The sequence below is a fragment of the Hathewaya limosa genome (assembly GCF_030815255.1).
GTDB lineage: Bacteria > Bacillota > Clostridia > Clostridiales > Clostridiaceae > Hathewaya > Hathewaya limosa.
This window is the reverse complement of record NZ_JAUSWN010000021.1, coordinates 12,907-38,347: the sequence shown is the minus strand read 5'-3', so window position 1 is coordinate 38,347 and position 25,441 is coordinate 12,907. Positions and strand designations below refer to the sequence as shown.

Here is a 25,441-nt window from a genome sequence, read left to right as displayed (position 1 = left end):
GTGTTAAAATTCAACAAAAGGTTAAGCAAATTACTTGCATGTTTAGCTTTATGTACAGCCGTTAGTGTGGGTGCCATTGGATGTTCTTCAGCAAAGGATGAGTCTAAAAATGCTAAAGCAACTATGGTTGTAAATAATGAAAAAACATCAAGTACAGTAGAAACAAAAATAGATGGGGATAAGATTTTTGTTTCACTAAAAGGAACGACTGAATATTTTAAGGGAAACTTTAAATTAGATGGAAAAACAGCTACTGTAAAAATAGGTAATGATACAATAACTGTTAAAGCAGATAGCAAAGAAGCTACTGTTAACTCAGAAAAATTAGAGCTAAAAGAAAATTCGAAATATTCTGATGAAGATATATATGTACCAATTGAATTTTTAAATGATTCCATAGATGCTAGATTTACCTACAATAAAGAAGGTAAAAATTTAAGTATAAAAACTGAAATGCCTTTAAAATATACAAAAGCATTTAGTGTTAAATATCTTAAAGGTGGACTTAAAAAGGTTGTAGATGGAGATAATAGAACATTAATTTTAGTTCCTGAAGGAAAAGAAGTACCAAAGGAATATAAAAATGAAACTATAATAAAAACTCCAGTTAAAAAAGTTTTATTAGGTTCAACAACACAAGGATGTTTATTAAGAGCTATCGATGAGCTTCCAAGTGTTTGTGCTACAACATCAGATGCTAGTACATGGACTATAGAAGAGATAAAAAAAGGTATGGAAGATAAGAAAATTGAATTTGTTGGTAAAAGTTCAGCACCAGATTATGAAAAGATTTCAACTATAAAACCAGATTTAGCTGTAGTTTATAGTGGGCCTGCTGGAGAAACTAAACTTATAGATAAATTAAAGGAATTAAAAATAAACTACGTTGTAGATAATGAATATTTAGAAGAAGATCCATTTGGAAGAATGGAATGGGTTAAGTTAATGTCTGCATTCTATGATAAAGAAGAAGCTGCAGAAAAGTACTTTGAAGATTCTATAAAGAAAGTAGAAACTGCATCTAAAAGCATAGAAGGAAAAGAAAAACCAAAAGTAGTTTGGGCTTCAGTATTTAAAGGTCAAGTATATGTTCCAAAATCAGATTCATATGTAGCAAAAATGATTGAACTTGCAGGTGGAGATTATGTATTTAAAGATAAAAATCTTAAAGATACAAAAATAAGTTTAGAAGAATTATATAATGAAGCTAATAAAGCTGATGTGTTTATTTATTCTTCAACAAAGGATTGGAATCCATCACTTGAAGGTATAGTTAAAAAATCTCCAATTCTTAAAAAATTAAAGGTTGTAGAGGATAAAAAGGTTTGGTGTTTCCATCCTGATTATTGGCAATCAATAGATAAAACTGACGAGTTAATAGAGGATTTAATGAAAATATTTGTACCAGGTTCCGTAAAAGGTGATGTTAGACATTACATTAAATATGAAAAATAAATTATTTTTAAATAAGATAATGGGATATATTCTCATTATCTTATTTTATAAGCTACATAGGAGGAATTATGAAATTCGTTAAAAAATCTAAATTGAAATATAAAATAATCTTTTTAACACTTATTATAATAGGAATAATAACCTTTGGTTTTTGTATTGGATTAGGTTCTGTAAAAATTAAATTACCAGAGGTATTTAATATATTATTAAACAAAAATGCAGTAGATAATCCTTTTTATAATATTGTATGGGATATAAGATTTCCAAGGGCCTTAGCCGCTTTAATTGGTGGTTCAGCACTTGCTACAGCAGGATTATTACTTCAAATCTTTTTTAAAAATCCAATTGTAGAACCTTATGTTTTAGGTATATCCTCTGGTTCTACCTTAGCTGTAGGACTTGTGATTCTTGGAGGATTTACACTTGGATTTGAATCAGTTTCACCATTTGTCCTATTCATATCAGCTTTTATTGGTTCACTTATTGTTATGTGTATTGTAATTATATTTGCAGGAAAAGTAAAAAATGTAGTAACCCTATTAGTTATAGGTCTTATGGTTGGATATATTTGCAGTGGGGTTACAAGTATATTAATAGCTTTTGCCGATAAAGAAAAACTACAAGGCTTTACTATGTGGATTATGGGAAGTTTCTCAGGATTTACATGGCAACAAACTAAAGTGCTTCTTCTTATAGGAATTCCAGCAGTCTTAATGAGCACTCTTATAGTAAAACCTTTAAATGCTTTTTTACTTGGAGAAGAGTATGCAAAAAGTATGGGAGTTAATATAAAATTTTTCCGTATAGCCATTGTAACAATTTCAAGTATTTTAGCTTCAGTAGTTACTGCCTTTGCAGGACCTGTTGCCTTTATAGGACTTGCAGTTCCTCAAATATCTAGACTTGTCTTTAAAACTTCTGATAATAAAGTATTAGTTCCAGGCACTATTCTACTTGGGGGAATTGTAACTTCTCTTTGTGATTTAGTAGCAAGAACAATTTTAGCACCGGTAGAACTTCCAATTAGCGCAGTTACTTCTTTTATAGGAGCACCAATAGTTATAATTCTTATACTTAAAAGGAGGACTACTCTATGATTATATTGAAAAGTAAAGATTTATCAGTAGGTTATGGAAAAAAAATCGTTGTAGATGGAGTAAATATTGAAGTATTAAAAGGACAAGTTCTATGTTTTTTAGGAGCCAATGGAGCAGGAAAAACTACTATTTTAAGAACAGTTTCAGCATTGTTAGAACCAATCAAAGGGGAAGTATATTTAAAGGAACAAAATGTTAAAGAGATCAATAAAAAAGAATTAGCAAAGAAAATGGCATTAGTATTAACAAATAAATTTTCAGGTAGATTAATGACAGTTTATGATATTGTAGCCATGGGAAGATATCCTCATACGGATTTTTGGGGACATTTAAGTAATGAAGATAATGAAAAGATTTTAGATGCTTTAAAGGTTGTAAATGCAGATTATTTAACTGAAAGATATTTTGATGAGTTAAGTGATGGAGAAAAACAAAAAATTTTAGTTGCTCGAGCTTTAGTTCAGGAACCAGAAATTATAATTTTAGATGAACCAACAACCCATCTTGATATCCGTCATAGGTTAGAACTTATAGATATTTTAAAGAAATTAAGTAAAGAAAAGGGTATAACAGTTATTTTATCCTTACATGAAATTGATATAGCACTAAAAAGTTGTGACAAAGTTGTACTTGTAAAGGAACATAAAATTATTGCTTATGGAGCACCAGAAGATGTGGTAGATGAGAATATAATTAATAATTTATATGGACTTAAAGATGCTAATTTTAATAATCTTTTAGGTTCTGTGGAACTTGCAAATACGGGAATAAACAATGTATTTGTAATTGGTGGATGTGGATTCGGTGCATCTATTTATAGAGCATTTACAAAAGGCAACATAGGGGTTATAACAGGAATTCTTCATAAAAATGATATAGATTATGAAATAGGAAGAACTATGGGTATAAAAATGCATACTGTAGAGCCTTTTGAGAAAATAGGAGAACAAGTTTTTAATAATGCGCTGAAATCTATAGATAAAGTAAATTTAGTAATTGATTCAGGATGTCCAATAGGTACTATGAATAGAAAAAATCTAGAGTTAATTACATATGCACTTAAAGCCAATAAAAAGGTTTTTTCTTTCAGAGGTAAAGATGAAAGTTTAGAGCTATATGGTGCTTCTCTCTCAAGTAAAATTAAATATTTATCTAGTATTTCTTCTATGATGGAAAATTATAATGAAGAATTTTTACATAAAAAATAATATAAGGAGGGGATTTTCTTGATGATACATAAACTTTCAACAGGTGATAAAGTTCATAGATATCAAAAAAGTATAGTAGTAGAGTTTACGGGGGGAAGAAAGGTATTAAGTACATCTCCCTTTAATGGAGGATATAGAGAAAATTTAAAATGTGTATTTAATCATGATGGAAATCCAGGAGCTGGTATGGCATGTAAAATGAAGGCTCCAACCTATGCGGAACATCTTAGTATTATAGCGCAGGAAATAGGACTAGATCCTAAGGTATCTGCGGGGATTTCCACAGCGGCATCTATGAAAAATGTATCTATAAAAGTAACTTCTTTTGATGAGGTAACAGTAACTGCTATAGTTACTGGTGGCGTTGAAGTAAATGGAGGAAGAGTTGGAGATCCTGCATCTTATGTGCAAAAACATGGTAAAACTGAAATGATAAAGCAAGGTACAATAAATACAATTTTAGTAATAGATGCAGACCTTCCAGAGGGAACCTTAACAAGAGCACTTATAACTTGTACAGAGGCTAAAACAGCAGTATTACAAGAATTAATGGCAGGAAGCAATTATTCAAGAGGACTCGCAACAGGCTCTGGAACTGATGGAAGTATTATTATTTGCAATAGTGATTCATCTATTAAATTAACAGATGCGGGGAAACATTCAAAATTAGGAGAACTTATAGGGATTGCTGTAAAAAAAGCATTGAAAGAAGCATTAAATTTACAAAGTGGACTATGTCCATTATCCCAACACAGGGTTCTAAGAAGAATGAAGAGATTTGGAGTTAATGAAGATAGAATTTGGATTAAATATATGGAACTATTTAAAGATGAAAAAGAAATAAAACTTCTTACCAAACCAGAATTTATGCATAACTTAGATATGTTAGATGGAGATGATTTTTTAGTTACGGTATCTTCATTATATGCCCATATTATAGATCAAATGGATTGGGAACTTTTATCTAAAAAAGAAGTAATAGAGGAATGTATTTTAATTTTAAATAGAATAGAAACTAAATTTAATATAGAAAAATTCCTAGATAGTAAGATGAATTTTAATGATGAACATAAAAATATAGATTTTGTAGTTGAAAAATTAATAGAACTATTTACTATGGTTATGGCTAAAATAGTTGGGGTGAGAGAGTATGTTTAAAATAAGTTTTCTTATGTCCTCATCTGGTGCTAGCTATACCTTAAAAGAGATAAATAAAGAAATCAAAGAAGAATGTAATAAGGAAATTAACCTAGAATTTTTAGATTCATACAAAATACAAACTAATGAAGAATATTTTAACTTATGTATAGAATCCCTTAAAGAATCTAATATAATTTTTGTAACCATGCATGGAGGAGTTAGTTACTTTAAAAAATTACAGGATATCCTAAAAGTATATAAGGGTAAAAAAAGATTTTTTATATATTCTGGGGTGGAAGATGAAAATATAGAATTTCTAAAGTATTCAAGTATTTCAAAGGATGAATATAAAAATATCCTTAACTATTATGTAATAGGCGGAAAACTAAATCTTAAAAATATGGTTTTATATTTAGCCTCTGTTTATGGCAATAAAAAATATAATTATAAATCTCCTAAGATTCGTGTAAATGAGGGAATATATTATCCTAATAAGGAAATTAAAGATCCAATAGAATATATGAAAAAAATAAATACTCTAAATAAACCTATTGTGGCTATTTTATTTTATTGTACTTATTATTTTGAAAATGATTTAAGACATATAGATAAATTTATAGAAGAAATAGAATCTTTAGGTGCAATACCTGTTCCTATATATACAGCATCTGCCCCTGATAAAACAGCAAATTATAAGGGGATTCAATGGGTTATTGATAATTACTTAATTAATAATGAAAAGCCAATGATAGATGTAATTATAAACACAATGGCACATGCTCAAAGTATATTAGGAAATCCAGGAGATGGTACTAAGGGCATAGAAGAGAGTATTTTTGACAAATTAGATGTTCCTGTAATCCAAGCTATGAATACCTATCAAAGTTTAGAGTCATGGAAAAATTTTATAAAGGGTATAGACATGATGGCATTAACATCTGGAGTTTACGATCCAGAATATGATGGGCAAATCATAAGTGTTCCAACAGCTTGTTCTGAACTTATAGTAGATGAGTTTGGAGATAGATATGTATTTAAACCAATAGAAGAGAGAGTAAATAAGGTTTGTAGACTTGCCTTAAATTGGGCAAAGTTAAGAAAAACACCTAATGAAAATAAAAAAGTTGCTATTATATTTCATAATATGCCACCTAGAAACGATATGATTGGATGTGCTTTTGGATTAGATACCCCAGCAAGTGTTTTTAATATGGTAGAATCCTTGAAAAAAGAAGGGATATCCTTAGAATATAATTTTAAAAATGGTGATGAAATAATAGAAAAAATTATAGATGCTGTAAGTAATGATGAAAAGTGGCTAACACCAGAAAAGGTATGTGAAAAAAGCGTGGATTTAATAAATAAAACTACATATAATAGTTGGTTTTCAAAGTTAAGTCCTAAAGTACAAGAAAAAATGGAACATGATTGGGGAAAAGCTCCAGGAGAATTTATGGTATTTGATGATAATTTCCCAGTACCAGGTATTATTAACGGTAATATATTTATTGGGCTTCAACCTGCAAGAGGATATGAAGAACATGCAGAGGAAGTTTATCATAGCACAGATATAGTTCCACCACATCAATATATTGCTTTTTATAAATGGATAAAGAATGTATTCAAAGCAGATGTGATTGTTCATGTAGGAACTCATGGAAGTTTAGAATGGTTACCAGGAAAAGAAATAGGGCTTTCGAGAGAATGTTATCCAGATATTAATATTGATGACATTCCACATTTATATCCATATATAATTGATGTTCCAGGAGAGGGAGTACAAGCAAAGAGAAGATCCTATGCAGTTATACTAGATCATCTTATTCCTTCTTTAATGAAAAGTGGAACTTATGGAGAGATTGCATCACTGGATGAACTTTTAAGACAATATTATTTTTCTAAAACAGGAGATCTTGGAAAGCTGCCACATATTCAAAAGGAAATAATAGAATTTTCTTTAAAAAATAATTTTCTACAGGATCTAAAATTAGATAAGGAATATGCAGAGAAAAACTTTGAAGATTTTGTACAAAAGTTACATGGATGGATTGAAGAAATAAAAGGTTCCTTTATAAAAGATGGATTACATATATTTGGACAGGTACCACAGGAAGAAAGACTTGAAAATTTAATAAAAGCTCTTTTAGTTCTTCCAAATGGGGATATCAAAAGTTTATTAGAAAGTATATGTACTTTTAAAGGAAAGGATTATAAAACTTTAAAAGATAATCCCTATGATGTAAATGAAAATGGAGAAACTAATCTTATGATTTTAGATTATATGGAAAATATATCTACAGACTTAATTCACCAATTTTATGAATGTAACTTCAATAAGAAAAAAATTAAACAACTTTTAAATGATGATTTTAATGGTGAGAATACAGAAAATTTGGAAAATGTTTTAGAGTTTGTTTCTGATACTGTAATTCCTAAATTAAATCATACTGTAGATGAATTAGATAATTTTATAGAAGGAATCAATGGGAATTTTGTACATCCAGGAGCATCAGGGTGTCCAACTAGAGGGAAAGTTAACATACTTCCAACAGGTAGAAACTTTTATACCATAGATCCTTTAGCAGTACCAAGTAGGGCTGCATGGAAGGTTGGAATGAATCTGGGAGATGAACTACTAGAAAAATACTTAAAAGAAGAGGGGAAATATCCTCATAATATAGCTATAGTAGTTTATGCAGGTGAAACTATGAAAACTTGTGGAGATGATATAGCAGAAATTTTATACCTTATGGGAGTAAAACCTAAGTGGCTTGGGGATACAGATAAGGTTATAGGCATGGAAGTTATTCCTCTTGAACAATTAAAAAGACCAAGAATAGATGTAACACTAAGGATAACAGGGCTTTTTAGAGATACATTCCCAAATCTTATAGAACTTATAGAGAATGCAGTTAATAAGGTTTCATCATTAGAAGAAGATATAAATTTAAATTATTTAAGAGGTAATATTCTAAAAGAAGTAGATGAACTTATAAAAAATGGGATGAGTGAGGTAGATGCAAGGGAAGAAGCATCTATGAGAATTTTCGGATGTCCTCCAGGAACTTATGGTGCAGGAGTAGATATACTAATAAACAGTAAAAATTGGGAAAACTCCAATGACTTAGGGGATGTATATACCTTATGGGGTGGACATTCTTATGGCAGTAAAGTACATGGAAAGAAAGTAAAAGATGTTTTTGCAAGACGACTAGCTAATACTGAAATTACTATTAAAAATGAAAGTTCTATTGAAATTGATATGTTAGATAGTGATGATTTCTATAATTATCATGGTGGACTTATTTCTGCTGTAAAAAAACATTCAGGAAGTATGCCAAAGTCCTATAGTGGAAATAGTAGCGATCCTTCTTCCGTAAAAATTAAAGATATTAATGAAGAGACTTCAAGAATTATGCGTTCAAGAATTTTAAATCCTAAATGGTTTGAAGGATTAAAGAAGCATGGTTATAAAGGGGCTCAGGAAATATCTGCTATGGTGGATATAGTTTTCGGTTGGGATGCTACATCAGATATTATTGAAGATTGGATGTATGAAAAAATCAGTGAGGAATATTTGTTTAATGAAGAAAGATGTAAATGGATTAATGAAGTAAATCCTTGGGCTGTTCATAATATGACTGAAAGGTTATTAGAAGCAAATCAACGTGGAATGTGGAATGCTAAAAAAGAAAGTTTAGAGAAATTAAGAAAGCTTTATCTTTCTGTTGAAGGGGACCTAGAAGATTATGTTTAGGAAAGGACAAAATTAGCTTTGTTTAATAATGTAAAACTATTGGTCTTATGGACAACTAATGATTGTAATTTAAGGTGTAAGTATTGTTATGCAAAGGCTGGAACAAAGAAAGATTATATGGACTTTGAAACTGCCAAAAGAATTATTGAAACAATACCTAATGATAATTTTAAAATACAACTTGCAGGGGGAGAACCACTTTTGAATTTTTCTCTTATTGAAAATATGCATGATTATATACGTAAAGAAAGACCGAAAGTAAATCTTCAAATGCAGAGCAATGGAACACTAATTACAGAAAAAATTGCTAAGAGTATAAAAAAAATGAATATAGCTATGGGGATAAGCTTAGATGGAAATATAGATATAAACGAAAATCTTAGGGGAAAAACATTAGATACAATAAATGGTATAAAACTCTTAGGTAAAGAAAATGTAATGGTGAATTTAAATTGTGTTGTAACAAATAAGAGCATAGATGGATTAGATAAATTGGTAGATATTGCATATTATCTTGGAAATGTAGGGGGTATAGGGCTTGATCTTTTACGAAAAACAGGGAGAGCTATTGAAAGTGAAGTGAAATCAGCAAGTCCTATTGAAATCAAGGTAAATTTAAAAAAAGCTTATAGTCGTACAGTAGAATTATCCAAATTAACAGGTAGAAGAGTAGTTATACGAGAAATTGAAGATGCAAGAAAAAGACTTAAAGAAAATATAAGCACTACTAATTATTGTCATGCTACTTATGGGGGATCTATAGTTGGTTTACCTAATGGAACATTATATCCATGTGGTTCTTTAGTAAATATAGAAAAATATTTCATGGGAAATATTTACAAAAGAACTTCTTTGAAAACAATAAAAATCAATTATAAAAATAGTGAAATGTGTAATAGATGTAAGTACAACTCTATATGCATTAAAGCATGTCCAGCTAGAAGTATTATAAATTGTAAAGAGGGGTCTATTCCAACAGAAGATTGTACTTTAAGAAAAACTGCTTTTGAAATTGTAGAAGAAGAAATGGAAGGTTTATGCAAGGGGGATAAATTATTTTGATAAAACTTATAAATCTATCAACTTATGATACTGACCTTAAGAGGTTTCAATATGATAAAGAAAAAATATCAGATTTTATATATGAAAATAATATGCAAGGAATAGAACTTTTAAATCCTAGAGGATGGGATGAAAAGGTTATAGATAAAGAATTAATTAAAGGGGTTCATTTAAGTTACTATCCAAACTGGATTGATTTTTGGAAAGGTGATAAGAAAGCACTATTTACTCAATTTGAAAATGAAGAAGAAATTAAAAATTATTATGGGGGATTAGATTCTAAAGTTTTAATAAAAAAATATAGAGAAGAAATAAAGTGTGCAGATAAAATAGGGGCTAAATATGTGGTTTTTCATGTATCACAAGTGTATCTTAAAGAAACATTTACGTATAAGTTTTGTATTTCTAATAGAGAAGTTATAAAGTACACTATAGAATTTGTAAATGAAATTTTTAAAGAGTTGGATACAAATATAACTATATTGTTTGAAAACTTATGGTGGCCAGGTCTTACCTTTTTAGATAAGGGAGAAACAAAGAATTTCATAGAGGGCATTGAATATGAAAACAAGGGGTTTGTTTTGGATACGGGACATTTATTAAATGGTAATCCATATGTAAAAAATGAAGAGGATGGCATTGAATATATATTAAAAACTGTAAGTAACTTAGGCGAATTAAAAGATTATATAAAACTTATACACCTTAATTTATCTTTATCAGGAGAAAGTACATTAAACAAAATAAAAAAATATAGAAATGAAGAGCTAACATTAAAAACTATGAAGGAAGAAATTTGGAACCATATTATAAGTATAGATTTGCATAAGCCTTTTACAAGTAAAAATGTACAGAAAATTATTAATTTAATTAAACCTATATATGTGACTTATGAATTTATAACAAGATCGAATGAAGAACATAAGCAATATATTGAAACTCAAAACAAGGCTTTAGAGAAATAAGGACATAATTTAGGAGGGTTTAACTTGGATAGTGAAATTTTAGATGGTATATTTCACAAAGATACAAAAGAAATATTTTCATCTTTCGAAAGCTATGCAAAATGGTATATAGGGAATGAGCATATTGGAAATTACACTTGGATAGGTATTTCAACTCACAGAAGCAACTTTGAAAACAATAATTTAAAAATAGAATATGCACTAATAGATTCACTAGAAAACTTAGGCTTTAAGGTTATTCCTATATTTAATTATGCATCTTCGGAAAAGGATAGTAATACTGACATAAAAGATTTTAGAGAGATTTTAGAAACATATTTTTATTTTGAGAAAAACATAATTATTGAAGCCCTTATAAATCTTCAAATGGTAATAGCCATTGGAAATGATAAATATGATAATGTTTTTGAAAATGCCGTAAATATCTTTAAGGAAATAGATATTCCTGTTTTTAGACCTATAGTTAGCTTTTATAATACCATAGAATCCTGGGAAAATGACATTAGTGGGGTATCACAAGAATTATCTTCTGCTTTTACAATACCTGAAAAAGTTGGCATGATCGAACCAATTATAATAGGTTGCAGAAATGAAGATGGGTTATATGAACCAATTTCCAATAGAATAGAGAGATTTACAAAACGAGTTTCAAAATGGATTAATTTAAGAAAGATGAATAATAAAGATAAAAAATTAGCAATTATAATTCACAATGCCCCGTGTGCAGGAGTTGAATCAACCATTGGACTTGGTGCTGGGTTAGATGTATTTCAAAGTGTTGTAAATCTATTAAATAAATTAAAAGTACAAAATTATTTTATAGAAAATATACCTAGGGATGGAACAAGTCTATATAAACTTATTATGAAAAAAAAGGCGTACCACGATTTTAGATGGACTTCTGTTGAAGATATAGTGGAGTCTAAAGGATGTCTATATGAAATGCCTTTAAAGGGCAATGAAGGATATATGAATTTTTATAATATCTTAGAAAGTAATGTTCGTAAAGATATAGAGAAGACTTGGGGATCTCCTCCAGGAGAAAGTATGGTATATAAAAATAAAATTATAATTACAGGAATAAACTTTGGAAATATAACTGTAATGGTTCAACCTAAGAGAGGGTGTTACGGTGCAAAATGTACCGGAGAAGTATGCAAAATATTACATGATCCAGTATGTCCACCACCACATAATTATATTGCAACTTATAGATATATAGAAAATATTATGAAGGCTAATGCAGTGATTCATATTGGAACTGGTGGTAATTTAGAAAGATTACCCGGAAAAATAAATGCACTAAGTTCAAGATGTTATCCTGATATTGTTTTGGGAAACTTACCTAATATATATGCTTATAATGTTGCAATTGGAACGGAAGGAATTGGACCTAAACGTAGAAGTGAAGCAGTTTTAATTGATTATTTACCTTCTGCATTTATGTTTAATAAGGATTTTTGTGAATTAGTTAAGTTAATAGATACGTATTTTGAAGCTAAACTTACTAAAAGTAATCAAGAGTATGTTTTAAAAGAAGAAATAGAAGAACAAATAGGAAACTTAAAGGTAATACAGGAATTAATGAATGGAGAAGAATCATTTGATAGGGTAATAAAAGAGGTAAGAGATTGTCTTGTACAACAAACTAGTACAAGTACCTTAGAAAACCTTCATGTACTTGGAGAGATACCTAATTATGAAGAGATTACTTCTTTAATTAATGAGTATATACAAAATCAAGATAAATATAAAAATTATTTAAAACCTCTATGTAAAAATGACTTTTACTATAAGGAACTAATTTTAAATATAATTGAGGACATACTTAATAAAAGCCCAAATTTAGAAGTTAAATATGGAAAAATTAATAAGGCAATATTAGAAGAATTACAAATAGAAATAGTGAATATCTATAAAAATTTACTTTTATGCAATGAAGAAATATTAAATCTTATAAAGGCTTTAGAAGGGAAATATATAGCACCAGGACTTTCAGATGTTCCTAGTGATAATTTAAAAAATATTATTCCAACAGGAAGAAATTTTTATTTATTAGACTGCGAAAAAGTACCCACAAAAGAAGCCTATAAGGTTGGATGTTCCTTAGCTGCAAAACTTATAGATAAATATGTATCAGAAGAGGGGAAATTTCCAGAAAAAATATCTATGAATATGATATCTACAGATATTTCACAAGGAAAAGGAGAACAATTATCTCAAATTTTAAATTTACTAGGGGTAATTCCAGTATGGGATAGTTCAGGTAAAGTACAGGGAATATCCATTATACCTTTAAAAGAATTAAAGCGCCCAAGAATTGATGTAATAGTTCGTATATCAGGGGTTTTAAGGGATTCTTTCCCTAGTGTTATTAAATTTTTAGATAAGGCAATTATTTCAGTTGCTTCTCTTTCTGAACCAGAAGAATTAAATTCTGTAAGAAAAAACACTTTAAAATTACAAAATTATCTTAAGAGTATAGGAGAAATAGATAATATAGATAGACGCTCTACCATAAGAATATTTGGAGATAAGCCAGGAGCATATGGTGCTGGTGTAGATTTAGCATTAAAGGCTAGTGCTTGGGAAAAGGAAAAAGATCTAGCAAAGGTTTTTGTGCAATTTTCTTCATATGCCTATGGTGAAAATTTAAATGGATTAGATACAAAACATGAATTTATAGAAAATGTTAAGAAATCAGATGTATCTTATGAATTCAGTAATAATAAAAGAAATAATTTAATTTCTTGTAGTTTTTCTTCTACGGTACAGGGGGGATTTAAGATACTAAAGGAGATTTCGGATAGTAGGGAATTAAAACAGTATCATGGATCTACTAAAGACAAAGATAATATTAAAATTTCTCTATTAAAAGAAGAACTAAAAAATAATATGAAAGAAACCCTATTTAATCCACTTTGGAAGGAAAATATGAAAACTAAAGGATATAAAGGTGCAGCTGATATTATGATGGCTATGCAAAATGTATTTAGTTGGCAATGTACTTCTGAAATAGTTGATAATAAAGATTTAGATAAATTAGTCCAAATATATATAAATGATAAACAAATGTTTAACTGGTTTAAGGACAATAATCCATATGCTATAGAAGAAATTGCTAGAAGATTTTTGGAATTAAATGAAAGAAAAAAATGGATTCCTAATAAAGAAACTCTAAAGGTTTTAAAAAGGGCTTACATAGATATAGAAGGGGATATGGAAGAAAGTATGGAAGGCTCAAAAGGGGAAACTCAAGGAGGAAATATAGAGATAGTAACTTCAAAGGATATATCTGCTTGGAACAAGCAATTAAAAGATATAGAAAAAATTTTAAAATAAACGGGGGTATATTTTTATGAAAAAACTTAGAGTATTTGTATCAATGGTATTACTTGCTTCAATGATTAGTTTAACAGCATGTGGAAGTAAAGCAGCCACAGAAAATAAGAACACTGCAAAGGAAACTTCAACTGTGGAAACAGCTAAGAATTCAGAAAAAACTGAGGAAAAGAAAGCATCTTATCCATTAACAATAAAGGATGACTTAAAAAATGAAGTAGTTCTAAAAGAAAAACCTAAGAAAATAGCTGCAATTTCAAACACATATTTAGATATATTGTATGCAGCAGGTGGAAAATCTATTGCTAGAACTGATTCAAGAAACCCAAATTTACCAAAGGAAATTAAGGATTTAGAAAGTGTTGGTGCAGTCTATAATGTAGATGTTGAAAAGCTTATTTCTTTAAAGCCTGATTTAGTTATATCTCAATTTGGACTACAAAATAAAATAGTTCCTATACTTCAAAAAAGTAATATACCTGTTATAAGTTTAAATATGAAAAGTTATGATGATGTAGTAGAAAAACTTAAATTAATGGGTCAAATAACAGAAAATGAAGATAAGGTTGAAAAAATTATAAATGATATGAATTCTAAAAAAGAGGAATTAACAAAGAAACTTCCTGAAAAACCTAAAAAAGTAGCTATCTTATATGTTAACGGAAAAGGGGTATTAACAAAACTTGACAATAGTCTTGCAGGAAATGTTGCTAAAGAACTTAAATTAGATAATATGTCATCAGGGCTTAAACCAGAAAAAATGGGTAGTGAAAATGCACCATTTAGCATGGAAAAAATAGTAGAAAGTAATCCAGATGTTATTTTAGTTACTACTATGGTTAGCTCAAGAGAAAAAGCTGAACAATGCATTAAAAAGAATCTTGAAAGTAATCCTGCTTGGAAAGAGTTAAAGGCAGTAAAAGAAAATAAAATGGTATTTTTACCTCAAAGTCATTTTCTATCTAATCCAGGAGATAAATATGTGGAGAGTATAGAATTTATGGCAAGAGCAGTTTATCCGGAGGTATATGGAAATGTTGAGGAAATGGGAATCAAATAAGAAAGTTGAGCCAAAGGAAATTAGCAATACTTTAAATGATGATAATAAAACTAAGTTTTATAGATTAAATATAATTTTTATATTAATTATAGGTGCCATAGTTAGTTTTTTTATAAGTAATATGTTTGGAACAATGAAACTTTCAGTAAAAGAGATATGTACGGCCTTAATTAATACAACAATGGATTCAAAACGTATCGTAATATGGAATGTTAGGGTTCCTAGAAGTATTTTAGCAGCATTAGTAGGAATAAATTTATCAATTTCTGGTGCAATATTGCAAGGGGTTATGAAAAATCCCCTTGCAGACCCAGGAATAATAGGTATTTCCTCTGGTGCAGGACTTACAGGTATTGTACTTTTAATTATATTTCCAGAATATCAAGGACTTTTAACTCCTGTAGCGTTTTTAGGTGCCATGGGTGCTGCACTTTTAATTTATGCTCTTGCATGGAAGGGTGGAATTCAACCAATGAGGGTTATTCTTTCTGGAGTTGCAGTATCTAGTCTTTTAGGAGCGGGAATATCAGCACTTTTAGTATTTTATAGCGATAGAGTACATGGAGCTTTAATGTTTATGACAGGAGGACTTTCGGCTAGAAGCTGGCCACAAGTTTCTGTAATTTTACCTTACACCATAATAGGAGTTATAATAGCAATTTTATTAAGTGAAAAAATGAATATTTTAATTCTTGGGGATGATGTGGCTAGAAGTCTTGGACTTAATGTAGAGGGTACTAGAATGATTATGACAGCTGTAGCAGCTATTTTAGCCGCAAGTGCTGTATCAGTAGTAGGACTTTTAGGATTTGTAGGACTTATAGTTCCTCATACAGCAAGAATTATAGTAGGCTCTAATTATAAATATTTAATCCCAACATCAGGACTTTTAGGTGCTATAGTTCTTTTACTTTGTGATACATTATCTAGAACTGTATTTAGTCCTGTAGAGATACCAGTAGGGGTTGTTATGGCTGTTTTAGGTGCTCCATTTTTCCTATATTTATTAAGAAAGGCTTAGGTGATAAAATGAAAGAATTTATATTAGAAGGCAGAAATATCACCGTTAAAATTAAGGAAAAAACTATTATAAAGGATATAAATATAAGTGTTTCAAGTGGAGAAATAGTTTCTATTATAGGGCCTAATGGATCAGGTAAAACCACATTACTTAAAGTACTATCAAGAAATTTAAAAGGGTATACTGGAGAGGTATTTTTAAATGGAAAACCTATAAAAATTTTTAATAATAAAGAAGTAGCCAAAAATATGGCATATGTTTCTCAAAGCTATAATGCTTCTTTAGATTTAACGGTACGTGAATTAATTACCTATGGAAGATATGCATATAAAAGTTTATTTAAAGGCAATTCAGATGAAGATATAAAAAGAATTAATTGGGCATTAGAAAGAACTAATTTAACTCAGCTTCAAAATAGAAAACTTAATACCCTATCTGGTGGTGAAAGACAAAGGGCATGGATTGCTATGTCACTTGCTCAAAAACCAAAGATACTTCTTTTGGATGAACCTACTACTTATTTAGATATATGTCATCAAGTAGAACTTTTACAGCTTATAAAATCATTAAATGAAGAAGATAATTTAACAGTATTGATGGTACTACATGATATAAATCAAGCTGCTCAGTTTTCACATAGACTCTTTGTAATTAAAGAAGGGATATTAGTAAAAGATGGTTCAAGCAAAGAAATCATAACAGAATCCAATCTAAAAAATATTTTTAATATAAATTCTAAAGTATTTAAAAGAGATGATACAGATAAACCTTATTTTTATGTTTTATAAAAGTTTATATGCACATACAAGATAAAAAAATTAGTTTTAGTTTATGTAATCTACATTAAAACAAAAGGAGGGAAAACATATGAAAATTACTGTAATTACAATTTCTAATGTGGCATTAAATTATCTTATAAAAGTTCATGAGGAAATAAACAAGGTTGATTCTACTGTATTAGAGTTAAAATTATATAATGGTAAGGATAGATTAAGTAAAGAACAAGGTGAAAAATTTTCATTAGATGTAAAAAATTCAGATATAGTTTTAATAGATCTTATGGGTGCACCTATAGAAAACTATTCTTTAGTGGAAAGAGTTTGCAAAGAAGCAACTTGTAATGTAGTTCCTATAGGAGATAGAAGTTCTGCACTTCAAAAATCCATGAAACTTGGCAGATTAAATATGGAAAGTATGATGAAAAAGAATTCTTCAAAATCGCCTAAAAAAGCTAATATGCAAAAGATGATGAAAATGATGGATATGTCTGAAAAGCTAGGTAGTATGTTGCCTATAGGTATACTAAAAGACATGAAAAATCTATCTTATATAGGAAAGTATTGGACTAATTCTTCTTTGGAAGACTTTAGAAATTTAATTTATCTTTTACTTAGAGATTATGGAAATATAAAAAGTTTTCCTAAGTCACATGAACCTATAGAGATTAAAAATATAACTTTTTATGACTTTCAAAATGAAGAAAGATATATGTCTTTTAAGAAATTTAAAGATAATATAGAGTTTAATAGTATAAAACCCACTATATTATTTTTATTTAGTGGATACAATTATCCAACAGATACTATTAGTCAGGTTAAAAAGATATATCATAGTTTTAAAGCAAAATTTAATATAGTTCCTCTAGCATTTCCCTCTTCTGCTTTAAGAAATAATGAGGAATTAAGTGATTATATAGATAGCATAGATATAAAAATAGAATTAATAATAAATTTTCTCCCTTTTAGACTAGGTGCTGGGCCTATGGGTGGAGATGCAGACAAGGCATTAAAACTTTTAAGAAAGTTAAATGTACCTCTTTTACATCCTATTTTTATGGGAAGAAAGACTATAGATCAATGGAAAAATAGTTTATCTGGATTTAATACTTCTGAATTTTTAGTATCTGTAATGCTTCCAGAACTAGATGGAGCCACTAATATAATTCCCATAGGTGGTTTAAATATCAAAGAAAAGAATAAAAAATATGGATTGGAACTTTCAGATCTTACTCTTATAGAAGAAAGAGTTCTAAAGTTAAGGGAGATTTCTGTTAACTTAGTTAAATTAAGAAGAAAGAAAAATAATGAAAAACGAGTTGCAATTGTATGTTACGATTATCCACCAGGAGAAGCTAATCTTTTTGGAGGAGCTTTTTTAGATACTTTTAAGTCACTAGAAAACATAATAGAAACCTTGAAAAAGGAAGGATATAATGTTAATTCTTTAAAAAGTAAGGTTCTTAAAGAAACTTTTATAGAAAAAGGTCTAGTAAATTCTCCTAAATGGAAAAGTGAACAGTGCGAAAAAAATTGTATAAAGTATGATACCCAAAAATATGAGAGGTTTTTAAACTCTCTATGCCATAAAGAAAATATAAATAAGCAATGGGGAGAAGCACCAGGAGAAATTATGAGTCTTAATAAAGACTTTTTAATTCCGGGGATTATAAATGGAAATATATTTATAGGATTACAACCATGCAGAGGAATTCATGAAAATCCAGAGAAACTCTATCATGATAAAGAACTTTTACCTCATCATCAGTATTTAGCCTTTTATAATTATTTAAAAGAAGAGTTTAAAGCAGATGTAATACTTCATATAGGTACTCATGGTACTATTGAATTTTTAAAGGGAAAAGAATGTGGTATGTCAGGAAAGTGTTTCCCAGATATTTTAACAGGAGCAATTCCTCATTTGTATTTATACTATGTAGGAAATCCATCAGAAGCTATGATAGCTAAAAGAAGGTCTTTAGCAACTTTAGTAAGTTATATGCCACCAATGTTTACAGAAAGTGAATTATACGGTGAATATACCAATATAGAAAACTTATTTCATAAATACTATGAATGTGAAAGATTAAATCCAGCCTTATGCGAAGATATAGAAAAAGAAATAAGAATTTTAAGTGAGAAAAATAATGTTAAATATGATTCATTAGATGAAATTGAAAGAGAACTTTATAGAATGAAAAATTCATTAATACCAAAAGGACTTCATGTATTTGGTGATGCATATTCAAGTGAAGAAGCATTTAATTATGTAAAACATATTCTTTCTTTCAATAGACCGAGTGGAAAATCTTTAACTTCTTTATTAGCAAAGTTAAAAAATAAAAACTATGAAGAGCTTTTAAATAAAAATAAAGTACTAGAATTACAATCCATAAAAGATGAAATGAAGCAAATATTAAAAACTTATATAGAAGAAGACCACTTAAAATTAAGTGAAGATATAGGCAATATTGAAGTTATAAATGAAATAGAAAATGAGTTAAAAAAAGCTAAGAAAATATATAAAAGTGTTCTTAATTGTCATGAATTCAAAGGACTTTTGAAGGGATTATCTGGAGAATATATAGAAAGCAAGCTAGCAGGGGATATTATAAGAAGTCCAGAGGTTATGCCATCTGGATATAATCTTCATCAATTTGACCCTTTTAGCATTCCATCACCTTTTGCCTTTAATAGGGGAGTTCATATAGCAGAAAATACAATAGAAAATTATAAAAAACAAAATAATACTTATCCAGAGAGTATAGCAGCTGTACTATGGGGACTTGAAACTTCAAGAACTGGTGGAGAAACTCTAGGCCAGATATTAACGTATATAGGCGTAAGGTTTAAGACAAACACTAGAGAATTTAAAAATAAATTTGAAATAATTCCTCTTACAGAATTAAGAAGACCAAGAATAGATGTAGTTGTTAATATATGCGGATTTTTTAGAGATATGTTTCCTAATTTAATGGAGGAACTTACTAGATTATTCGTTGAAATAAGTAATTTAGATGAAGATGAAAATATGAACTATGTAAAAAAACATACGTGTATTTTATATAAAGAGCTTTTAAAAGAGGGGTATTCAGAGGAAGAAGCTAAAGAATTAAGTTGTGCAAGACTTTTTGGACCTTCAGAAGGTGAATATGGTACAAGTGTAACAAGTTTAATAGAAACTAAAAATTGGACTAGTGAAAATGATATAGGAGCTTCTTATGTAGATAGTCTAAATCATGTTTATACTAATAACTTTAGAGGAAAACCAGCTAAAAAGTTATTTAACCAAAATTTATCTGCTGTAGATATAGTATCTCAAATTAGGAGTAATCATGAATATGAAATTACAGATTTAGACCATTATTATGAATTCTTTGGAGGACTTTCAAAGTCGGTAGAAATGGCTAAGGGAAAGAAAGCGTCTATGTATATAACAGATACTACAGGAGAAGATATTCTAACAGAAAGTGTAGAAAAATCTATTAATAGAGGGGTAAGAACTAGACTTTTAAATCCTAAATGGATAGAAGGACTTTTAGAACATGATTATCATGCAGGTTCAGAAATAAATAAAAGATTTGAAAATATTTTAGGATTATCTGCAACCACAAATAGTGTGGAGCAATGGATATATAATGATATGTTTGATACCTATGTTACAAATGAAGGTTTAAAGGAAAAGCTTAAGGAAAACAATAGTTGGGCTTATATGGAAATGCTTAATTTCATGATGGAATACGAAAAAAGAGGATATTGGAAAGCTAATAAAGAGCAATTACAGAAACTAAAAAGAGAAATCTTAGATTTAGAAGGAAATTTAGAAGAATAAGAAAGATATTTGAAGAAAAGTAAAAAGTATTCGATTAATTATTATATGTAGTATTTAGATTTACTATAAAAATATAAAATTAGGTTGAATATATATGAATAAATTTTTGGAAGATTTTAAAAGTACTAAGGTTCTTAATACAGAAGATTTCTTAAGAATAAAAAAATACATAGATAATAAATTTAGTTCTTTGGATAATAAGCCAAAGGCTGATATTCTATGTACAACAATTCATCAAATCTTGGATAAGTTTATTATAGGTGAGGATTCCGATCTTGATTCTAAGGTTAAACAGGAGGTATTAAGAACTAATATTTTTGGTGGACAGCCTACTACTTATTTGTATGATGTTTTAATTACATATCTAAAACAATGTGACTTTAATAAAAGTAATACTATAGAAAGGTTAATTTCTTGGATAAAGAAATATTCAAAGACTAGTATAAATGAAGAATCTTTTATTACTTTTTTATATGAAGAGAGATATATAAATGAAACACAAAGGGAAAAGCTAGTTCAGGAACTTGTAATAGTACAGGATAAAAGTGAAATAGTTAAAAGAGAAAACCATAAAGATAATCTAACCTTTAAAGATGTTGAAGAAAAACATCAAAATGATGAAATTGCAGTTACCACTATTAAAAAACAGAACTTAATAGAATCAAAAACCATTATTAATAAAAACAATAAGAAAAAACACTATAGAGTTACGGTAATAGGCATTATAGTGATTTTAATTCCAAGTTTATACTTAGGAGTTAAATTAAAAAATAGGAAAAATATAAATGAAATAAGTTTGATTAATAATGAAGAAGCTAAAGAAGTTTCTACTATTTTAGGATCTAAGCTTAAAGGTAAAACTTTTAATCCAAATGTGCCTGAATATATGAAATATAAAGAAATAGATAAGGAAAAATTACGGGGATATTTAAAGACTAGAAATTCCTTATTATTAGAAGAACCTTATTTTTCATCTATAATTTGTTCTGCCAAAGAATTTAATTTAAATCCTATAGTTCTTTTTTCTATAACAGGACAAGAACAAGGATTTGTACCTAAGGATCAAACTGAGGCTAAAAAAATAGCCAATAATCCTTTTAATGTTTTTCATAGTTGGCAAGAATACAATACAGATATTAAAGATTCCTCTGAAATAGCAGCCAGAACTGTATTTAATATATGTAGAGAGATGCCTAAGGATGAAAATGTATTTAAATGGATAAATAATACTTATGCAGAAGATAAAAATTGGCACAAAGGTGTAGAAAGCTTTTTTAAACTTCTTAATTAAACATATTTTATGACTTTAATAATTAAAAATGAAGTTACATATTTGGGGGAATAAATAATGAAAAATGTAAGAAGTGTATATCCATTTACAGCTATAGTTGGACAAGAAGCTATGAAAAAAGCACTAATTCTTAATGTTATAAATCCATCGCTTGGAGGGGTTTTAATTAAAGGAGAAAAGGGAACTGCAAAATCTACAGCTGTACGTGCTATAGCTGAACTTTTACCAGAAAGAGCAGAGGTAAAGGGGTGTAAATTTGGTTGCAATAGCGAAGATAAAAGTTTAATGTGTGATCAATGTAAAGAAAAACTTCAAAATAATGATAAGCTTGAAACTGAAATGAGAAAAATGAAGGTAATAGATCTTCCTGTAAGTGCTACAGAAGATAGAGTTGTGGGTACTTTAGATATTGAATATGCTATAAAAAATGGTAAGAAAAAGTTTGAGCCAGGAATTTTAGCAGATGCTAATAGGAATATTTTATATGTGGACGAAATTAATCTTTTGGATGATCATATAGTAGATGTATTGTTAGACTCTGCAGCTATGGGAGTAAATACTATAGAAAGAGAAGGAGTTTCTTTTTCACATCCTGCAAAGTTTATATTAGTTGGGACTATGAATCCAGAAGAAGGAGATTTGCGTCCTCAACTTTTAGATAGATTTGGAATGGTTGTTGATGTTATAGGAGAGCATGAAGTAGAAAAAAGAGTAGAAGTAATAAAAAGAAGAATTAATTATGAAAAGGATCCAGAAAATTTTATAAAAGAATTTGAGCCAGAGCAAAAAGAATTAAGAAATAAAATTGCAAAGGCTAAAGAGATTTTAAAGGATGTAACTTATGATGATAATATATTAGAAATAGCTGCAACTATTAGTATTGAAATGGACGTAGATGGACATAGAGCAGATATAAGTATGATTAAAACAGCAATGACCATAGCTGCCTTTAATGGAAGAACTTTAGTTACAAAAGAAGATATGTTAGAAGCTGCTAAGTTTGTAATTCCTCATAGAATGAGAAAGAAACCTTTTGAAGAAGGATATATGGATATTTCTAAAATTGAAGAAATTATAAATGGAAATAAAGAAAACTAAAATAGATTGGAGAGTTTTCTAAATGAATAGAAATTATGTTTATCCTTTCGTAGCAGTTATAGGACAAGAGGATGTTAAAAAAGCACTTATATTAAATCTTATTAATCCATTAATAGGTGGAGTTTTAATAACTGGAGAAAAGGGAACAGCTAAATCAACTTTAGTTAGAGGATTAGAAAAGTTAGAGGATTCTATAAAAGTTATTGATCTTCCACTAAATATAACGGAAGATAGACTTTTAGGAACTATTGATATAGAAAAAGCTATTTCACAAGGGGAAAAAACCTTTGAAGGTGGAATTTTAGAAAAAGCTAATGGTAATATTTTATATGTGGATGAAATTAATCTTTTAAGTAAGCATATAGTAAATTGTTTATTGGAAGTAGCATCATCAGGGGTAAACAGAATAGAGAGAGAGGGCATTTCCTATATTCATGAATCTAGATTTGTATTAGTTGGGACTATGAATCCAGAAGAAGGACAGCTTCCAACTCAATTATTAGATAGATTTGGATTATATGTTTCTGTTAAAAGTAGTAAAAATATTTTTGAAAGAAAAGAAATAATAAAAAGAAGAATTAAATATGAGGAAAATCCAATAAAGTTTATAGAGGAGTTTAAAGAAGAAACTTACATTCTCTATAATAAAATTAAAAATGCTAAAAACACCTTTGAAAAAGTTAAAGTTTCAGAGGAGATTTTAAAATTAGCAGCAGAAATTTCAGAAGAAGCTCATTGTGAAGGGCATAGGGCAGAACTTGTAATAATAGAAACATCAAAAGCAATAGCAGCCTTTGATAATCGAATAAATGTAACATCACAAGATGTAAAAGAAGCGGCTAAATTTGCATTACCTCATAGAATGAGAGATTTTAAGGAACAGCAAAATGATATAAATAATAATGAACATCAGGAAAACACAGAAGAAGAAAATAAGGAAGAATGTGAAAATCAAGAAGAGAATCAGGAGAATGAAAGTAATGAATCTCAGGAAAATACAGAAAAAGAAGATGAGATTTCTCCTAAAACTGAACAAGAGGAAGAAAATGAATTAGACAGTGAAAATGAAGAAAAGTTAGATGAAAATTATCCTAAAGATAATCCTGATATAAAAGAAACCATAGACGACATAGGAGAAATGTTTAAAGTTAAAACTCTACATATTGAACCTATGGATAGAAAGAAAAGAAATGGTACAGGAAAAAGGGCAAGGACTAAAACTAATTTAATTCAAGGAAGATATGTAAGATATACTTTTGTTAAAGATAAGGTGAGAGACTTGGCTTTTGATGCTACTTTAAGGGCAGCAGCAATTCATCAAAAGGGAAGAGATAAAAATGGACTTGCTATATGCATAAATAAAAGTGATTTTAGAGAAAAGGTAAGAGAAAAACGTACAGGAAGTACCATATTATTTGTAGTAGATGCTAGTGGATCTATGGGTGCTAAAAAAAGAATGAAGGCAGTTAAAGGTGCCATTATATCTCTTCTTACAGATGCCTATGAAAAAAGGGATAAGGTAGGAATGATTGCTTTTAGAAAAGATACAGCAGAAGAATTACTTCCAATTACTAGAAGTGTAGAACTTGCAGAAAAAAGCTTAAAATCCCTTCCAACAGGAGGAAAGACCCCATTATCAATGGGACTGAATAAAGCCTATGAAGTTTTAAAATTAGCAAAGAAAAAAGATCCTGAAATAGTTCCTGTTATAGTACTTGTATCTGATGGAAGAACTAATGTAGCATTAAATCATAAGGAAGATCCTTTTGAGGAAGCTATTAAAATAGGTAAACAAATTGAAAATGATAAAATTCAAACTATAGTTGTAGATACAGAACAAGACTTTATAAAATTAGAATTAGCAAAAGAATTGGCAGAAGTTATGAATTCACAGTATTATAAGTTGGAGGATTTAAAAGGACAAGAAATTGCTTCAGCTATAAGAGATAGAATATAAAATTTAATAAAAGAGTTAATAAAAAGCAGAAAACTAAGATATATGATAATTTCTTGTGGTTTTCTGCTTTTATTATTTAAGAAGTATGTTTTATTATGTGTATGCTTGTAGACTAATAAAAAATATTGAAGTAAAATATAGATGAAATAATAAGAATATTCATATAAATTAAGTGTATTGGACAAGGTTCATACCTTACAAGAGTCAACAAAATTAGAAGAAAATAAGGAGGGATGCAATATTATTATAAAGTTCATTAGAAATATAACAAAAGGATTTAGTGGTATAACCTTAAATGTTGGACCAGTTGGATTTAACTTTGATAGGAGTGGCTCTTGTCGAGTATATGATTTAAAGTGAAGAGTTTTATAAATATATTT

General features: G+C 28.9%; 16 protein-coding genes. All 16 read left to right on the top strand.

The genetic code is table 11. From position 1 onward, the window contains the following. The 16 genes from QOZ93_RS11305 (at nt 1) to QOZ93_RS11230 (ending at nt 25,421) form a co-directional block, all read left to right on the top strand. A complete protein-coding gene (locus QOZ93_RS11305) occupies nt 1-1,455 on the top strand; it encodes an ABC transporter substrate-binding protein (RefSeq protein ID WP_307356550.1) in 1,455 nt (484 codons plus the stop codon). 68 nt (nt 1,456-1,523) lie between these two features. Then, a complete protein-coding gene (locus QOZ93_RS11300; protein WP_307356548.1) occupies nt 1,524-2,552 on the top strand; it encodes a FecCD family ABC transporter permease in 1,029 nt (342 codons plus the stop codon). Beyond that, the gene (locus tag QOZ93_RS11295; protein ID WP_307356547.1) at nt 2,549-3,760 is read left to right on the top strand and encodes an ABC transporter ATP-binding protein; all 1,212 of its coding nucleotides are present in this window, start codon (nt 2,549-2,551) and stop codon (nt 3,758-3,760) included. The genes QOZ93_RS11300 and QOZ93_RS11295 overlap by 4 nt, the downstream gene beginning before the upstream one ends. A gap of 21 nt (nt 3,761-3,781) precedes the next feature. Then, nucleotides 3,782-4,918 carry an adenosylcobinamide amidohydrolase gene (locus tag QOZ93_RS11290; protein ID WP_307356579.1) on the top strand — a complete coding sequence of 379 codons (1,137 nt, stop codon included), beginning with the start codon at nt 3,782-3,784 and terminating at the stop codon, nt 4,916-4,918. After that, the gene (cobN, locus tag QOZ93_RS11285) at nt 4,911-8,657 is read left to right on the top strand and encodes a cobaltochelatase subunit CobN (RefSeq protein WP_307356545.1); all 3,747 of its coding nucleotides are present in this window, start codon (nt 4,911-4,913) and stop codon (nt 8,655-8,657) included. Before QOZ93_RS11290 ends, cobN begins: the two co-directional genes overlap by 8 nt. Nucleotides 8,658-8,675: 18 nt before the next feature. Next, complete coding sequence (locus QOZ93_RS11280; protein WP_307356543.1) at nt 8,676-9,719, top strand: radical SAM/SPASM domain-containing protein; 1,044 nt, start codon at nt 8,676-8,678, stop codon at nt 9,717-9,719. Beyond that, the gene (locus QOZ93_RS11275; protein WP_307356542.1) at nt 9,716-10,684 is read left to right on the top strand and encodes a TIM barrel protein; all 969 of its coding nucleotides are present in this window, start codon (nt 9,716-9,718) and stop codon (nt 10,682-10,684) included. The genes QOZ93_RS11280 and QOZ93_RS11275 overlap by 4 nt, the downstream gene beginning before the upstream one ends. A gap of 24 nt (nt 10,685-10,708) precedes the next feature. Further along, nucleotides 10,709-14,026, top strand: coding sequence for a cobaltochelatase subunit CobN (locus QOZ93_RS11270; protein WP_307356541.1), 3,318 nt, complete (start codon nt 10,709-10,711; stop codon nt 14,024-14,026). 16 nt (nt 14,027-14,042) lie between these two features. Further along, the gene (locus QOZ93_RS11265) at nt 14,043-15,086 is read left to right on the top strand and encodes an ABC transporter substrate-binding protein (protein ID WP_307356540.1); all 1,044 of its coding nucleotides are present in this window, start codon (nt 14,043-14,045) and stop codon (nt 15,084-15,086) included. Beyond that, a complete protein-coding gene (locus QOZ93_RS11260; protein WP_307356538.1) occupies nt 15,061-16,107 on the top strand; it encodes a FecCD family ABC transporter permease in 1,047 nt (348 codons plus the stop codon). Before QOZ93_RS11265 ends, QOZ93_RS11260 begins: the two co-directional genes overlap by 26 nt. Before the next feature lie 8 nt (nt 16,108-16,115). Beyond that, on the top strand, nt 16,116-16,895 hold the full coding sequence (locus tag QOZ93_RS11255) for an ABC transporter ATP-binding protein (protein ID WP_307356537.1): 780 nt from the start codon (nt 16,116-16,118) through the stop codon (nt 16,893-16,895). A 79-nt stretch (nt 16,896-16,974) separates the two neighbouring features. Then, complete coding sequence (gene bchH, locus QOZ93_RS11250) at nt 16,975-20,715, top strand: magnesium chelatase subunit H (protein WP_307356536.1); 3,741 nt, start codon at nt 16,975-16,977, stop codon at nt 20,713-20,715. A gap of 94 nt (nt 20,716-20,809) precedes the next feature. Continuing rightward, complete coding sequence (locus QOZ93_RS11245) at nt 20,810-22,006, top strand: hypothetical protein (protein WP_307356534.1); 1,197 nt, start codon at nt 20,810-20,812, stop codon at nt 22,004-22,006. A 57-nt stretch (nt 22,007-22,063) separates the two neighbouring features. Next, nucleotides 22,064-23,104 (top strand): magnesium chelatase ATPase subunit I, encoded by a 1,041-nt coding sequence (locus QOZ93_RS11240; protein ID WP_307356533.1) that lies wholly within the window; start codon nt 22,064-22,066, stop codon nt 23,102-23,104. A 22-nt stretch (nt 23,105-23,126) separates the two neighbouring features. Further along, nucleotides 23,127-25,061 (top strand): magnesium chelatase subunit D family protein, encoded by a 1,935-nt coding sequence (locus QOZ93_RS11235; protein WP_307356532.1) that lies wholly within the window; start codon nt 23,127-23,129, stop codon nt 25,059-25,061. A gap of 177 nt (nt 25,062-25,238) precedes the next feature. Next, a complete protein-coding gene (locus tag QOZ93_RS11230; RefSeq protein WP_307356530.1) occupies nt 25,239-25,421 on the top strand; it encodes a hypothetical protein in 183 nt (60 codons plus the stop codon). The last annotated feature ends 20 nt before the right edge of the window (nt 25,422-25,441 follow it).

Bases quoted from the DNA above. Each gene is read 5' to 3' on its own strand.
- QOZ93_RS11300 (WP_307356548.1), top strand. From the start codon at position 1,524: ATGAAATTCGTTAAAAAATCTAAATTGAAATATAAAATAATCTTTTTA.
- QOZ93_RS11295 (WP_307356547.1), top strand. From the start codon at position 2,549: ATGATTATATTGAAAAGTAAAGATTTATCAGTAGGTTATGGAAAAAAA.
- QOZ93_RS11290 (WP_307356579.1), top strand. From the start codon at position 3,782: ATGATACATAAACTTTCAACAGGTGATAAAGTTCATAGATATCAAAAA.
- cobN (WP_307356545.1), top strand. From the start codon at position 4,911: ATGTTTAAAATAAGTTTTCTTATGTCCTCATCTGGTGCTAGCTATACC.
- QOZ93_RS11265 (WP_307356540.1), top strand. From the start codon at position 14,043: ATGAAAAAACTTAGAGTATTTGTATCAATGGTATTACTTGCTTCAATG.
- QOZ93_RS11260 (WP_307356538.1), top strand. From the start codon at position 15,061: ATGTTGAGGAAATGGGAATCAAATAAGAAAGTTGAGCCAAAGGAAATT.
- QOZ93_RS11255 (WP_307356537.1), top strand. From the start codon at position 16,116: ATGAAAGAATTTATATTAGAAGGCAGAAATATCACCGTTAAAATTAAG.
- bchH (WP_307356536.1), top strand. From the start codon at position 16,975: ATGAAAATTACTGTAATTACAATTTCTAATGTGGCATTAAATTATCTT.
- QOZ93_RS11245 (WP_307356534.1), top strand. From the start codon at position 20,810: ATGAATAAATTTTTGGAAGATTTTAAAAGTACTAAGGTTCTTAATACA.
- QOZ93_RS11240 (WP_307356533.1), top strand. From the start codon at position 22,064: ATGAAAAATGTAAGAAGTGTATATCCATTTACAGCTATAGTTGGACAA.
- QOZ93_RS11235 (WP_307356532.1), top strand. From the start codon at position 23,127: ATGAATAGAAATTATGTTTATCCTTTCGTAGCAGTTATAGGACAAGAG.